We start from the raw sequence: 13,080 nt of genomic DNA on the forward strand, positions 1-13,080 counted from the left end.
CGCCCACCCATTCGCCCATCGCCACAAGACGAGTCTGGCCCTGCCGCTCATGCGGCAGGGCCAGAACCCAAGATCTTCATCGACCTTCTAGCCGTCAGAGCCCGCCCCCGCCAGACGGAGGGCGAAGTCTCCGTACCGCCAGACGATCGTGTCCTCGGCGAGTTCGCCGCCCTCGCGGTACCACGCCGCGACGCCCATACCGAGGTCGAGGATGGCGTAGGAGACCAGTCGCGCGGAGGCCACCTGGAAGCATCCCTCCGCGACGCCCGCGTCGACGATCGCACGGAAGCCGGCTTCGTACTCCGTGCGCAGGGCCAGCACGCGACTGCGGTGCGGCTCGACGAGAGAGCGGATCTCGCGGTTGCCGACGAAGGCTTCGAGCCGGTGCCGGGCGTGGTACCGAACATGCGCCTCGGCGGCCCGGCGAAGGCGTACCACCGGGTCACCGCCGCTGGTGACGGCTGCGCGGTGCGCGGCCAGGAGGTCCTCCATCGTGCCGATCATGATCTGGGCAAGCACGTCCTGCTTGGACGCGATGTGCTTGTACAGACTTGGGCCGCGAATACCCACAGCGCGTCCGATGTCGGCCATCGTGGTCGCCTCATAGCCGAGGCGCGTGAACAGCTCCAGCGCCGCGGCACGGATGTCGTCGGCTCGACTCACCTTCGCCTCCACTTCGGGACTAACAGACGATAGCTGATCCCGTATGGCCTGTGACATGCACCATGGTGCACAGCGCCAAGCGACCGCTTAGAGTCGCGGCTAATACTCATTAGCCCCATTGGGAGTCGCCATGGCAGTCGACCTCACCCCCGACCGCGTCGCCGCGGACCTCGCGCGCCGCACCGCCGACTTCGTGCGCGAGGTGGTGATACCGGTCGAGGAAAAGCACCACGGCGTCGCGCGCACCGAGAAGGTCCGGATCGGGCTGCAGCGGGCCGCGAAGGACGCGGGAGTGTTCGCGCCGCACGTCGGCACGGAGTTCGGCGGGCACGGGCTGGACATGCGGGGCAGGGCCGCCGTGTTCGAGGAGGCGGGGTACTCCCTGTTGGGTCCGCTGGCGCTGAACATCGCCGCCCCCGACGAGGGCAACATGCACATGCTCGAAGCCATCGCCACCGCCGAGCAGAAGCAGCGCTACCTGCTCCCGCTCGCGACCGGCGCCACCCGGTCCTGCTTCGCGATGACAGAACCCGCGCCCGGCGCCGGCTCCGACCCCAGTGCCCTCGCAACCCGCGCGGAACGCGTTGCGGGCGGCTGGCGCATCGACGGACACAAGTGGTTCATCACCGGCGCCGACGGCGCGGGGTTCGCGATCTGTATGGCCAGGACCTCAGGCGAACCCGGTGACCAGGGCGGCGCGACCATGTTCCTGGTCGACGCCGACAACCCGGGTATGCAGATGGTCAGGCACATCGGAACACTCGACGAGAGCCTCTACGGCGGCCACGTCGAGCTGCACTTCGACAACTGCGTCGTACCGGACGAGGCGGTGCTCGGCGAGGTCGACCAGGGTTTCCGCTATGCGCAGGTGAGGCTCGGACCCGCTAGGACGACCCACTGCATGCGGTGGCTGGGCATCGCCCGCCGCGCGCAGGACATCGCCGTCGCCCGGGCCGCCGACCGCCGCCTGTTCGGCTCCCGGCTCGGCGATCTCGGCATGGTGCAGCAGATGATCGCCGACAACGAGATCGACATCGCCGCCGCCCGCGGACTGATCCTCCAAGCCTGCTTTGAGCTCGACCAGGGCCGGTCGGCCTCGCAGTCCACCTCGATCGCCAAGGCCTTCTGCGCCGAAGCCGTCTGGCGGGTCGTGGACCGGTCGCTGCAGATCTGCGGCTCCCTCGGCGTGTCCGACGACATCCTGCTAGGGCGGTTCCTGCGGGAGGTGAGGCCCTTCCGGATCTACGACGGCCCGTCCGAGACCCACCGCTGGGCCATCGCCCGCCGCGTCCTGCGCCGCCACACCGAGACGGCCACACGGTGACCGGCGCGGATCAGACCACCGTGGATGGCCTCGACCTGCCCGCCCTGGAACGGTTCTTCAGCGAGCACGTACCCGAGTTTCACGGACGGCTCGCCGCCGAGCTGCTTCAGGGTGGACGGTCGAACCTGACCTACCTGGTCACCGACGGGCAGACGCGATGGGTTGTCCGCCGTCCTCCGCTGGGCGGTCTCACCCCCTCCGCGCACGACATGCAGCGCGAGTACCGGGTGGTCGCCGCGCTGGCGGCCAGTGACGTTCCCGTGGCCCGTGCTGTGGCCATCGGGAGGGCGGACGACGCCCTGGGGGTGCCTTTCTCGGTGGTCGAACACGTCGACGGCAGGGTGATCCGGACCGTCGAGCAGCTGCACGCCCTGCCGGACAGCGAGATCGCGCGCTGTGCGTACGGCCTGGTCGACGTCCTCGCGCGCCTGCACGCCGTCGATCCCGGCGCCGTCAGGCTCACCGGATTCGGGCGGCCGCAGGGATACCTGACGCGCCAGGTCCAGCGCTGGTACGACCAGTGGCAACGCGTCCGGACCCGCGCGCTCGCCGACATGGAACGCCTGTACGCCGGCCTCGCCGCCGCCTGCCCTGCGGAGAGCGGTGCGTCGATCGTGCACGGTGACTACCGCATCGACAACGCCATCCTCGACCTCGTCGATCCTGGAATCGTGCGCGCGGTCGTCGACTGGGAGATGGCCACCCTCGGCGACCCCCTCGCCGATCTCGGTCTGCACCTTGTCTACGCCGACCCGGTTTTCGCGCCCGTGCTCAACGGATCGGCCGCCTCCACGAGCGACCGCCTGCCCGCTCCGGCCGACCTCGCCCAGCGCTACGCCGAGGCCAGCGGCCGGGATCTCGGCGAACTCGGCTTCTACCTCGCGCTGGGCTACTTCAAGATCGCCGTCATCGCCGAGGGAATACACGCCCGCTTCCAGCAAGGGCTGACCCTCGGCACAGGATTCGACACAGTCGGGCAGGCCGTCGCGCCGCTCACCGCCGCCGGACTTCGAGCACTGACACACCTGGAGCCACTATGAGCAACGTCCTCGACCTCTTCCGCCTCGACGGCAAGGTCGCCGTCGTCACCGGAGCGAGCTCCGGCCTCGGCGCCGGATTCGCCCGAGCGCTCGCGGAGGCCGGCGCCGACGTCGTCCTCGCCGCCCGCCGCGCCGACCGACTGACCGAAGTCGCAAGGCACGTACAGGACACCGGCCGCCGCGCCCTCACCGTCGCCACCGACATCGGCGATCCAGAGCAGTGTGAGGCGATGGCCCGCGCGGCATTCGACGAGTTCGGCCGCGTCGACATCCTGATCAACAACGCCGGCATTGGCACGGCCGTTCCCGCGTTGAAGGAGCGCCCGGAGGACTTCCGCGGTGTCATCGACATCAACCTCAACGGCGCCTACTGGGCGGCGCAGGCCTGCGGCCGGGTCATGGAGCCCGGCTCCAGCATCGTCAACGTGGCCAGCGTGCTCGGGCTGATCAAGTCGTATGCTCCGCAGGCGGCCTACGCCGCCAGCAAGGCCGGCCTCATCGGCCTCACCCGCGACCTCGCCCAGCAATGGACCGGACGCCGCGGCATCCGGGTCAATGCCATCGCACCGGGATACTTCGCCAGCGAGATGACCTCCCAGATCCCCGAGGTGCAGGTCATGACGTTCATCCGGCAGACCAGTCCGATGGGCCGGCCGGGGCTGCAACGTGAGCTCGACGCCGCAGTCGTCTTCCTCGCCGGCCCCGCCTCGTCCTACATCACCGGCACCACGCTCGCCGTTGACGGCGGCATGTCCGGCCACTGACGGGAGGCCCGTCCAACTCGACGGCGGCTCAGGCGGCCGACGGTGTTGGCGGGCACAGTCATGTACCAACGCCCGCGTTCACGGCCCCCAGACGATCCGCTGTTCCCCATGTCTTCCTCGTCTGGCTTGGCGGACGCCACGCAACTGACGGGACCGGCGTACCGGTCCCGTCAGTTGCCCGCAGTGCGAGGGGGCTCAGCCCACGATCGGCAGCCGCAGGGCCGCCGGGGCCGTTGCCGGGACGGCCGGGTTCTGCGGGGCCACGGGGGCAAGCCGTCGGTAGGGCTGCGACTGGGCGGGGCGCGGATCGGTCTCGCCCTTGTTGGGCCAGAACGAGAACGCACGTTCCGCCTTGGCAGTGATGGTCAGCGACGGGTTCACACCGAGGTTCGCCGTCAGCGCGGTCCCGTCCACGACGGACAGTCCCGGGTAGTTGAACACCCGGTGGTACGGGTCGATCACGCCGTCCTCCGGCGAGGTCCCGATCGGCGCACCGCCGAAGAAGTGCGCGGTCATCGGCCTGTTGAAGATCTCGCCCCACGTCCCGCCCGCAATGCCACGGATGTGCTCGGCCGCACGCAGATTCGCCTCGTGACCGGCCGGGATGAACGTCGGGTTCGGCGCGCCGTGCCCCTGTTTCGAGGTGAATCTGCGGCGCCCGAACAGACCACGCTTGGTGTAGGTGGTGATCGAGTTGTCCAGACTCTGCATCACCAGCAGCAGCATCGACCGCTCACTCCACCGGTAGCCGTTGACCAGCAACGTCATCGACCTGACCGGCTCCCGCACGATCGTACGCAGCATCTGCAGCCACCGCGGCATGGGCAGCGAGCCGTCGGTGGCGACGGTCTGCAGCAAACTCATCGAGTTGCTTCCCTTGCCGTAGCGCACGGCCTGGATGTGCGTGTCGTCGTCCGGATGGATCGACGACGTGACCGACACGCCCCGGGTGAAGTCTGATCCGGGGTCGACCGCCGACCGGCTGACGGCGATGATCGCCTCCGAGTTCGTGCGGGTCAGTTCCCCCAACCGCGGGGAGAGCTCAGGCAGTACGTCGTCGTCCCGCATCCGGTGCAACAAGCGCTGCGTCCCCCATGTGCCGGCGGCCAGGACAACCTGGCTCGCCGTCAGGCTGCGCCGGAAGCGGCGTGACCGCCTGCCCGTCCGGTGGACGTCCACCTCGAAGGACCCATCGGATCGAGGCCGTACCGCATCCACAGTGGTCAGCGGCATGACCGTCGCACCGGCGCGCTCCGCGATATAGAGGTAGTTCTTGACCAGGGTGTTCTTGGCGCCGACCCGGCACCCCGTCATGCAGGAGCCGCACTCGGTGCACCCGGTGCGCCGGGGCCCGACGCCGCCGAAGAAGGGGTCGTCAGCGGTTCTGCCGGGCTCGCCGAAATGCACAGCGACCGGGGCCGGTTGGTAGGAGTCCGCCACGCCCATGTCGGTCGCGACCTTGAGCATCACCTTGTCGCAGGCGGTCGTGGTCGGGTTGGTGACCACGCCCAGCATGCGGCTGGCCTGGTCGTAGTGGGGCGCCAGTTCCGACTCCCAGTCGGTGATGTGCGCCCACTGCCGGTCCGCATAGAACGGCTTGGGCGGCTGATACAGGGCGTTGGCGTAGACGAGTGAACCGCCGCCGACGCCGGCGCCCGCGTTCACGATGACGTCCTTGAGCGGGTGGATGCGCTGGATTCCGAAGCAGCCGAGCGCGGGCGCCCACAGGTAGCGTCGGAGATCCCACGACGTCTTGGCGAACTCGTCGTCGGCGAACCTGCGGCCCGCCTCGATCACGGCGACCCGGTAGCCCTTCTCCGTGAGCCTGAGGGCCGCGACACTTCCCCCGAATCCCGAACCGACAACTATGACGTCGTAGGCAGGTTCACTGACCGCAAGGGGTGTCATGAGAGCTGCCTCCGGTCCCCGGTTCCCGTCCACCGCATCAGCCCGGCGGGAACGACGAGACCGAGGGTGGTGAACAGCTCGGCGAGCTTACCGTCCAGATATAGGCCGACCTCGGCGATCTCCGGATCGTCGAAACTCGAGAAGCGGGTGCTGGGCTGATCAACGGAGAACCACAGCCGGTCGTCGTGGTCCTCGTAGATGGTGGTGCGCAGGGGCGCGTAGAGCATGACCCCAGGGTTGTGGCGATACATGCGCTCGGCAATAGTGTGGTTGCCCATGAGGTAGGCGGTGCAGCGGGTCGCGTGCCCAGCCACTCGCATCATCAGGTCGGTCTCGCCGCGCCAGTACAGCAGGAAATCGTGCGGGGCCTGCTGGTCGGTTATCCGGCGGATCGTGGCCCAGTCGGTGCAGTCCGGGTCGAGGTCACCGAAGTGGCCCGGGTCGAAGAAAGGAACCGCCTGCTCGTAGCGCTGACGGAATTCCTCGAACGGCAGGTCGACCGCGATTTCGAGCCGGCGCACCCGATTGATGACAACGCGTGTCCGACCCGTCACCGCTCGTCTCCCGGCGTGATGGATCCGGACGGTGACCACTGGGCGGTGTCGATCATCGAGTAGTTCTCGTCGTGCTTGTCGAGTCGCTGCATCCGGCGGCCGTCGAACCGTGCGAGGGTTTCGCTGTCCAGGGGCGGGACGAACGCGTTGTTCACCACCGTGTACTCGGCGGCCAGCCGACCGATCGGCGCGACAGCACCGGTGTCGATCCGCCCGTTGGGCAGGTAGAGGTCATCGCGGATGTAGAACTGCACGACCCGCCCCACCACGAGGTGGTTGATTTTGTCCGATGCGGGGACGATCATTTCCACGACACACTCGAACGCAATCGGCGCGCCCTCGATACGAGGTGGCTTCACCGCGAAACTGGGCACCTTCTTCACCCCGACCATGTCGAACTCGTCCTCATCGGGTTCGAATTCGCGCGCACTGAGGTGCAGGGGAAGTGCCTGCGGCAGGGTAGCCAGGTGGGTCACGAATTCACCAGTGTCGCGCATGTTCACGAAGCTGTCTTTGAGCGTGACGCCGTCGGACCGAGGCTGAATGGACAATGAAACCATAGGGGGCTTACGGCCCACCACGGTGAAGAACGAGATCGGCGCCAGGTTTCCGACCCCGTCTTCCGACAGAGTGCTGACCCATGCAATGGGTCGTGGAATGACGCTGCCGATCAGCAATTTGTACGCTGCTTCGGCCGTGAGATTCTCGGCGTCGATGTACATTCGGTCATCCCTTCAGCAAAGTGGGTCGACTGATCAGCCTCGGCCCCGTTGCCATGCGTACGATAGATCGAGCAATCCGGTTGTTGGCGCGCGCGGCGCCGGCGTATGAAGTCAACTCAGTCGAGCCGACGAGTTCCAGCATGCGATTCGTGTCTGCACACGATCCTGCGAACGACCAGAGCGACCTGGCGCCCCGTCACCGCGCCGAGCCGACCTGGACATCCAACCGGAGTTGGTCCCGGAGGCCACCGCCTCGGCGGCTGACATCGCCTCAACAGTCACCGCCCACCGGACAGCGTGGCAGCACCCGCACATCGCGCACGAGACCAGCGCATGCGGTCGCCCCTCCCAGGCAAGCCGGCCCACCGACCTCGCGCAGACTCCCTGCGCCAGATGCGGACGTCTCTGCGGCCCACAGCCCCGCAAGCGACTCCTTCGTCATAACTGGAGACGCTAGCAGGTACTATAAGAAAGGTATAGCTCAGATCGGGTCAAGACCTCGGCGATCACAGCCGCAGGGGCCCGCTCGGCGCCCCATGCATGGATGGCGTCCACCGGCGACCGAGTTCGCCGCGAGGTCCACATCGACAACCCGGCCCCGCCGACCGAACTCGGCCTCGGCCTTGACATCGCCCTGGACGGCACCGCGAGCTCCGTCAACGGCAAGGCCACCTTCCAGGGCACGGTCACCTGCACCAAGCCGGTGCAGGTGACCGTCACGGGCAACGTCACACAGGCGAAGAAGCGCGGCCTCGTCCTGGGCTCCTACTCCACGTCGGCGTCCTGCGCCCCGGGGCGCTCCGGCCGCCTGGACCGGCACGGCCGTACCCACCGGCTCGGCCCCTTCCAGAAGGGGGCCGTCGAGGTCGAGGGCCGCGCGACGGCGACGGACCCGGAATACGCCCAGGCGGTCACGGTCAGCGAGACGGTGGCCGTCCGCTTCACCCGGGTCTGAGCCGCACGTCCTGACGCACAGCCAGCACAGCCGCACCGCCCGGCCCGGCCCTGTTTCTCTCGAGGAGCGGGGCTCGGGCCGGGTCGTGTCGCACCACCTGACCGGGCGCCCGGCCCTACCGGCGCCAAGCGGCCCGCTGCCGGCCGCTGACAGAGCCGGGACGACGGGACCACACGGCCGGTGCGCCCCCATGGGGGTGCCTGTCAGGTCGTACTCAATGGGCCGGTCTCACGACGTTCGCGAGTCACGTCGTCGAGGCGCGCGGCCGAAGGCCGGTGCGTGCCTGTTCGGTGTCCGGTCTTCCCAGGTGGCGACGGTTCGCCGGGCCTTCGTTTTGTTGATCAGGCGCTCGGCGGCGGAGGTCACTGTCCGGGGGCTGCGAAGGTGAGCAGGACACGGCCGAACGGCCTGTCTTCCATCAGGTGGCACTGGGCCTGCGCGGCCTGTTCGAGCGGGAAGACGGTGCCGATCGTCGGGCTGATGGCGCCTGCGGCGAGCCAGTCGAGCAGCGTGGTGACCGCGGCTCCGAGAACCGCCGGACTGAACCCGGCGAACTGGAAGCCCTGGGCGTGGAGGGCCTTCCAGATCAGGTCGGTGACGTTGACGGAGACCAGCGTCCCGCCCGAGTAGCCGACGCTGACCAGCGTTCCGTTCCTCGCCAGGGATCCCAGGGCCTCGCCGGTCAGCGAGCCGCCGATCCCGTCGAGTACGACGTCCACATCCCGGCCGTCAGTCAGCCTCGCCACGCCGTCCCTCAGGGATTCCTGCGACAGGTCGATGACGTCGTAGCCGGCCTTGCGTCCGAGGACGGCCTTCTCGGTCGTGCTGGCAGTGGAGACGGCCGTGGCGGCACCGAGGACTCGGGCGACCTCCACCCCGCCGAAGCCGACGGATCCTCCGACGCCCGGAGCGAGCACGCTCTGCCCCGGCTGGAAGGAGACGAGTTCGGTGAGGGCGAGGTAGGCGGTGAGATATCCGGCACCGGTGGCCAGGGCAGCCACGTCTAGCGCTCTGACCGGGAAGCTTCACCGGGTTGCTGCGTGATGGCTGACGTGCGACGACACTGACGACGGAGATCTGCCCCATAAGATCTTGAGCTCAGGCCACGGATGTCGGAGGGCGAGATGGACCAGCCGCGGATACGCCTCGGCAACGATGACGTGTGGCTGGAACTGGCTCGAACTGGTGGGGATAGCTGGCAGATCACCGCAGATTGGTGCTCCTGGCTGACCGCTGACTTCACCGCGGATCTCAGCGCCGGGGAGGCTATGGACTTCGTGGCGCGGATGCTCGCTCACCTGCGCGCACCGTCGGGTGGGCGCTTTTCGGCGGCGGTGACTCCCGGGCGCAACAATCCGCTGACGTTGATCGTCGGCTTCGACGACGACCTCGCCTCCGAAGCGACCCGCCTGTCCAACCGGCTGCGGGGCCTGTTCACACAGATCCACCCGCATCTGGAACGGGTCCTGGGCCCGCGCATGCAGCACCCGGCCGTGCTCAGACTGCTGGACCAGTTCGGCTCGCCGGCCCAGATCCGCAAGGCCGGACGCCGACAGCTGGTCACCCTGATCCGCCCGAAAGCACCCAGGATGGCCGAACGGCTGATCGACGACGTGTTCACCGCGCTGGACGAGCAGACCGTCGTGGTCCCGGGCACGGATGCGGCCTCGCTGATCGTCCCCAGCCTCGCCTCCTCGCTCCAGGCAGTGCTCGACCAGCGCAAACTCCTGGCCCACCGGATCGAGGAACTCCTGGAGGCCCACCCTCTTTCCACGGTCCTGCTGTCCATGCCCGGCATCGGCATCAGGACCGGAGCCCGCATCCTCAAAGCTCTGTCGTTGCGCACGAAGCGCCGCAACCTACAAAGGGCACCCGGTCGGCGCTCGCCGGTGCCGGGCAGGGGGCGGGGCACTCGTGGAGTGCCCCGCCCCCTGTCGTTCCGGGATCCGTCAGGCGGACGTCTCCGGGCGTCCGGCCTCCGCCCAGTGGGTGTGGAACGCGCCGGGGCGGTCGGTGCGCTGGTAGGTGTGGGCGCCGAAGTAGTCGCGCTGGCCCTGCAGGAGGGCGGCGGGCAGGCGGCCGGCGCGCAGCGTGTCGTAGTGGGCGAGCGCGGCGGAGAAGGCCGGGACGGGGATGCCTCGGCGGGCGGCGGAGGCCACGGTCTCCCGCCAGGGCACCTGCGCGTCGGTGATCTCCATGGCGAACTCCATCTCGCCGAGCAGGCTGACCAGGTCCGGGTCGGCGGCGTACGCGGCGCGGATGCGGTCGAGGAACGAGGCGCGGATGATGCAGCCGCCGCGCCAGATCCGGGCGACCGCGCCGAGGTCGATCTTCCAGCCGAACTCGCCGGCCGCGTCCAGGATCATCTTCCAGCCCTGGTCGTAGGCGATGACCTTCGACGCGTACAGGGCGTGCTCGACCTGGGAGGTGAAGCGCGTGGCCTCGGTGCGGCTGAGCGGGGGCGTGGTGCCGCCGGGGAGTCCGGCGTAGGCGGCGCGCAGTTCGGCCTGGCTGGAGGCGGCGCGGGCGAAGGTGGCCTGGGCGATGGCGGTGACCGGGGAGCCCAGGTCCAGGGCGGTCTGCACGGTCCAGCGGCCGGTGCCCTTCTGACCGGCGGCGTCGGCGACGATGTCGACGAACGGCTTGCCGGTGGTGGCGTCGGTGTGGGCGAGGACCTCGGCGGTGATCTCGATCAGGTAGGAGCCGAGCCGGCCCTCGTTCCAGGTGCGGAAGACGTCGGCGATCTCGGCCGGGGTGTAGCCGGCGACCTGGCGCAGCAGGTCGTACGCCTCGGCGATGAGCTGCATGTCGGCGTACTCGATGCCGTTGTGGACCATCTTGACGAAGTGTCCGGCGCCGTCGGTGCCGATGTGCGTGGCACACGGCTCGCCGTCGACCTTCGCGCTGATCGACTCGAACATGGGGCCGAGGACGTCGTACGACTCGGTGGAGCCGCCGACCATGACGGCCGGTCCGTTCAGCGCGCCCTCCTCGCCGCCGGAGACGCCGGCGCCGACGAAGTGGAGCCCGCGCTCGCGCAGGGCCTCCTCACGGCGACGGGTGTCGGCGTAGTGGGCGTTTCCGCCGTCGATGATCATGTCGCCGGGTTCCAGGAGCGGGGCGAACTCGTCGATGACCGCGTCGGTGACCGCGCCCGCCTGCACCATGATCATCAGCCGGCGGGGCCGTTCGAGCGCGGCCACGAAGTCCGCGGCCGACTCGGCGGGGACGAAGGCGCCCTCGTGGCCGAACTCCTCGACGAGCGCGCGGGTACGACCGGCGGAGCGGTTGTGGACGGCGACGGTGTAGCCGTTGCGGGCGAAGTTGCGCGCGAGGTTGCGGCCCATCACGCCGAGGCCGGTGACGCCGATGGCGGCGGTTGCGTTCACGAGGTACGTCCCTAGGATCGGTGGCGTGGTCGGAGGGGCGCGCGGCCCCCGGTACCCCCAGGTACGCACCGTCGGCCGGTTCTTCTCGATCCCACGCGGATTCCTTGCGCCGATCGGCCCACGCGGTCACCCCCGGAGCGTGCGAACCGACCCGACCGGCTGCCCCGACTTCAGCGCCCGGGCAGCCGCTACCGGCGGCGCCAGGGCAGCACCGTGGGGTCGGCGTGGGTGCTCTCGGCTCGGTGCAGGGCCTGGCTGATCGCCTCGCCGATCTCCGCGAACTGGCGCACCTGTTCGGGGGTGAGGACGTCGAACACCACACGGCGCACGGCCTCCACATGGCCGGGGGCGACCTCCTCCAGCAGGGCCTTGCCCTCGTCGGTGAGGTAGGCGAGCTGGCCGCGGCCGTCGGCGGGGTCCTCCCTGCGGTCCACCAGACCGACCTCGCGCAGTCGGTTCACCGCGTGGGTGAGCCGACTGCGCGTGATCTTCAGCCGCTCGGCGAGTTCCGACATGCCGAGGGTGGTGTCGGGGGCCATGGAGAGATAGGCCAGCACGCTGTAGTCGGCGTGCGTCATCCCGGCGTCGCGCCGCAGCTGCCGGTTGAGGTGGTCGGCGAGCAGGGTGGAGAAGTCGACGTAGGCCAGCCAGGCTCGTCGTTCGTCGGCGTTGAGCCAGCGGGGCGTCGTGGACATGAGCACACACTACCCACGACACCCCGTGTTTGAGACTTCAATCACTGAACGAAGAGCGCCTCGGCCAGCCGGTCGACCTGATCGAGGTCGGAGGACCAGCAGTAGAGCATGACCTCGTCGGCGCCGATGCCGGTGAACGCCTCGACCGTCTCGCGGATCTCCCGCTCCGTGGTGAGCAGGCCGTTCACCATGTAGTCGGCGCGGCCGGTGAAGGCGTAGTAGTCGAGGAGGTTGCGCCGGGCCTCCTCCACCGTGGCCGGCGGCCCGAGCGCGACATTGACCTGGGCGACGAGACGCGGGCGGCCGGGGCGGTCGTACCTCTCCCAGACCGTCTCCACATCGCGGAACAGGCCGTCCATCAGTTTCGGCGGCAGCGCGGCGCCGAGGAAGCCGTCGCCGAACCGGCCGACGCGTTCGACGGCCGCCGGGGCGAAGCCGCCGAACAGCACCTCCGGTCCGCCGGGCGTGAGGGGAGCGGGCCCGATCGGCCCGACGCCCTCGCCGTACGGCTGTCCGGCCCAGGTCCGGCGCAGCAGGGTCATCTGCTCGTCGAGGCGGCGGCCTCGCCGGTGGAGGTCGATGCCCGCGGCCAGGCAGTCGTCCTCACGACCGCCGACGCCGATGCCGAGCGTGAACCGGCCGCCGGACATACGGTCCAGGGTCGCGGTCTGCTTGGCCAGCAGGGCCGTGTTGTGCACGGGCGCGATCAGCACCTCGGTCTGCACGCGGATACGGGAGGTCGCGCCGGCGAGCGTCGCCAGGGTGACCAGGGGTTCGGGGTTGTGGAAGACGAGCCGGTCGAGCAGGCCGAGCGAGCTGAACGGGCCCGCGTCGGCGCGCCGGGCCCAACTCGGCAGCAGGGCGGGGTCGTCGACGGGGAGACCGAGACCGATCTTCATGGGAGCAATCCTCCGGAGGGCATGACGACAGAAGCTGCCGCCCCCTCCATGGCCCCGCGCGCCCTGCGCGGACCTGCTCCCGTTCTGCGGCGTTGGTTCCAGAGAGCTGTTTCTTCAGAGTGCGACGACCGTAACGCGGGGGCCGAGCCTCGACAAACCCTTTTTCC

General features: G+C 69.3%; 12 protein-coding genes and 1 pseudogene. 5 read left to right on the plus strand and 8 right to left on the minus strand.

From position 1 onward, the window contains the following. Nucleotides 1–87: 87 nt before the first annotated feature. A complete protein-coding gene (locus tag ACIBAF_RS44265) occupies nt 88–663 on the minus strand; it encodes a TetR/AcrR family transcriptional regulator (protein ID WP_399471638.1) in 576 nt (191 codons plus the stop codon). Nucleotides 664–793: 130 nt separating this feature from the next. On the opposite strand from ACIBAF_RS44265, the gene ACIBAF_RS44270 reads away from it, so the two are divergent. The 3 genes from ACIBAF_RS44270 to ACIBAF_RS44280 are packed head-to-tail and all read left to right on the plus strand — an operon-like array spanning nt 794 to nt 3,791. Continuing rightward, nucleotides 794–1,987, plus strand: a complete 1,194-nt coding sequence (locus ACIBAF_RS44270) for an acyl-CoA dehydrogenase family protein (RefSeq protein WP_399471640.1) — start codon at nt 794–796, stop codon at nt 1,985–1,987. Then, nucleotides 1,984–3,027 (plus strand): phosphotransferase family protein, encoded by a 1,044-nt coding sequence (locus tag ACIBAF_RS44275; protein ID WP_399471642.1) that lies wholly within the window; start codon nt 1,984–1,986, stop codon nt 3,025–3,027. The genes ACIBAF_RS44270 and ACIBAF_RS44275 overlap by 4 nt, the downstream gene beginning before the upstream one ends. After that, the gene (locus tag ACIBAF_RS44280) at nt 3,024–3,791 is read left to right on the plus strand and encodes an SDR family NAD(P)-dependent oxidoreductase (protein ID WP_399471644.1); all 768 of its coding nucleotides are present in this window, start codon (nt 3,024–3,026) and stop codon (nt 3,789–3,791) included. The genes ACIBAF_RS44275 and ACIBAF_RS44280 overlap by 4 nt, the downstream gene beginning before the upstream one ends. Nucleotides 3,792–3,986: 195 nt before the next feature. On the opposite strand, the gene ACIBAF_RS44285 is transcribed toward ACIBAF_RS44280, so the two are convergent. From ACIBAF_RS44285 to ACIBAF_RS44295, 3 genes are read right to left on the minus strand one after another with little or no spacing between them, the layout of a single operon-like run. Continuing rightward, entirely contained in the window at nt 3,987–5,699 is a 1,713-nt protein-coding gene (locus ACIBAF_RS44285; protein ID WP_399471646.1) for a GMC family oxidoreductase N-terminal domain-containing protein, read from the minus strand. Next, nucleotides 5,696–6,220, minus strand: a complete 525-nt coding sequence (locus ACIBAF_RS44290; RefSeq protein WP_399471648.1) for a DUF302 domain-containing protein — start codon at nt 6,218–6,220, stop codon at nt 5,696–5,698. The genes ACIBAF_RS44285 and ACIBAF_RS44290 overlap by 4 nt, the downstream gene beginning before the upstream one ends. 29 nt (nt 6,221–6,249) lie before the next feature. Beyond that, nucleotides 6,250–6,975, minus strand: coding sequence for a flavin reductase family protein (locus tag ACIBAF_RS44295; RefSeq protein ID WP_399471650.1), 726 nt, complete (start codon nt 6,973–6,975; stop codon nt 6,250–6,252). A 544-nt stretch (nt 6,976–7,519) separates the two neighbouring features. Here ACIBAF_RS44295 and ACIBAF_RS44300 point away from each other — a divergent pair. Continuing rightward, the gene (locus ACIBAF_RS44300) at nt 7,520–7,930 is read left to right on the plus strand and encodes a hypothetical protein (protein ID WP_399471652.1); all 411 of its coding nucleotides are present in this window, start codon (nt 7,520–7,522) and stop codon (nt 7,928–7,930) included. 362 nt (nt 7,931–8,292) lie between these two features. On the opposite strand, the gene ACIBAF_RS44305 is transcribed toward ACIBAF_RS44300, so the two are convergent. Then, nucleotides 8,293–8,931 (minus strand): zinc-binding alcohol dehydrogenase family protein, encoded by a 639-nt coding sequence (locus ACIBAF_RS44305; protein WP_399471654.1) that lies wholly within the window; start codon nt 8,929–8,931, stop codon nt 8,293–8,295. Between the two features lie 357 nt (nt 8,932–9,288). On the opposite strand from ACIBAF_RS44305, the pseudogene ACIBAF_RS44310 reads away from it, so the two are divergent. Further along, nucleotides 9,289–9,756, plus strand: a pseudogene (locus ACIBAF_RS44310) (IS110 family transposase); the annotation flags it as partial. A 123-nt stretch (nt 9,757–9,879) separates the two neighbouring features. On the opposite strand, the gene gndA reads toward ACIBAF_RS44310, so the two are convergent. From gndA to ACIBAF_RS44325, 3 genes are all read right to left on the minus strand, one after another. Beyond that, nucleotides 9,880–11,319: an NADP-dependent phosphogluconate dehydrogenase gene (gndA, locus tag ACIBAF_RS44315; protein ID WP_399471656.1), complete on the minus strand. Its 1,440-nt coding sequence runs from the start codon at nt 11,317–11,319 to the stop codon at nt 9,880–9,882. Nucleotides 11,320–11,507: 188 nt separating this feature from the next. Next, nucleotides 11,508–12,014, minus strand: coding sequence for a MarR family winged helix-turn-helix transcriptional regulator (locus ACIBAF_RS44320; RefSeq protein ID WP_399471658.1), 507 nt, complete (start codon nt 12,012–12,014; stop codon nt 11,508–11,510). A 41-nt stretch (nt 12,015–12,055) separates the two neighbouring features. Beyond that, nucleotides 12,056–12,913 (minus strand): LLM class flavin-dependent oxidoreductase, encoded by an 858-nt coding sequence (locus ACIBAF_RS44325; protein ID WP_399471660.1) that lies wholly within the window; start codon nt 12,911–12,913, stop codon nt 12,056–12,058. Nucleotides 12,914–13,080: the final 167 nt, after the last annotated feature.

This window comes from Streptomyces sp. NPDC051677 (assembly GCF_044453465.1).
GTDB lineage: Bacteria > Actinomycetota > Actinomycetes > Streptomycetales > Streptomycetaceae > Streptomyces.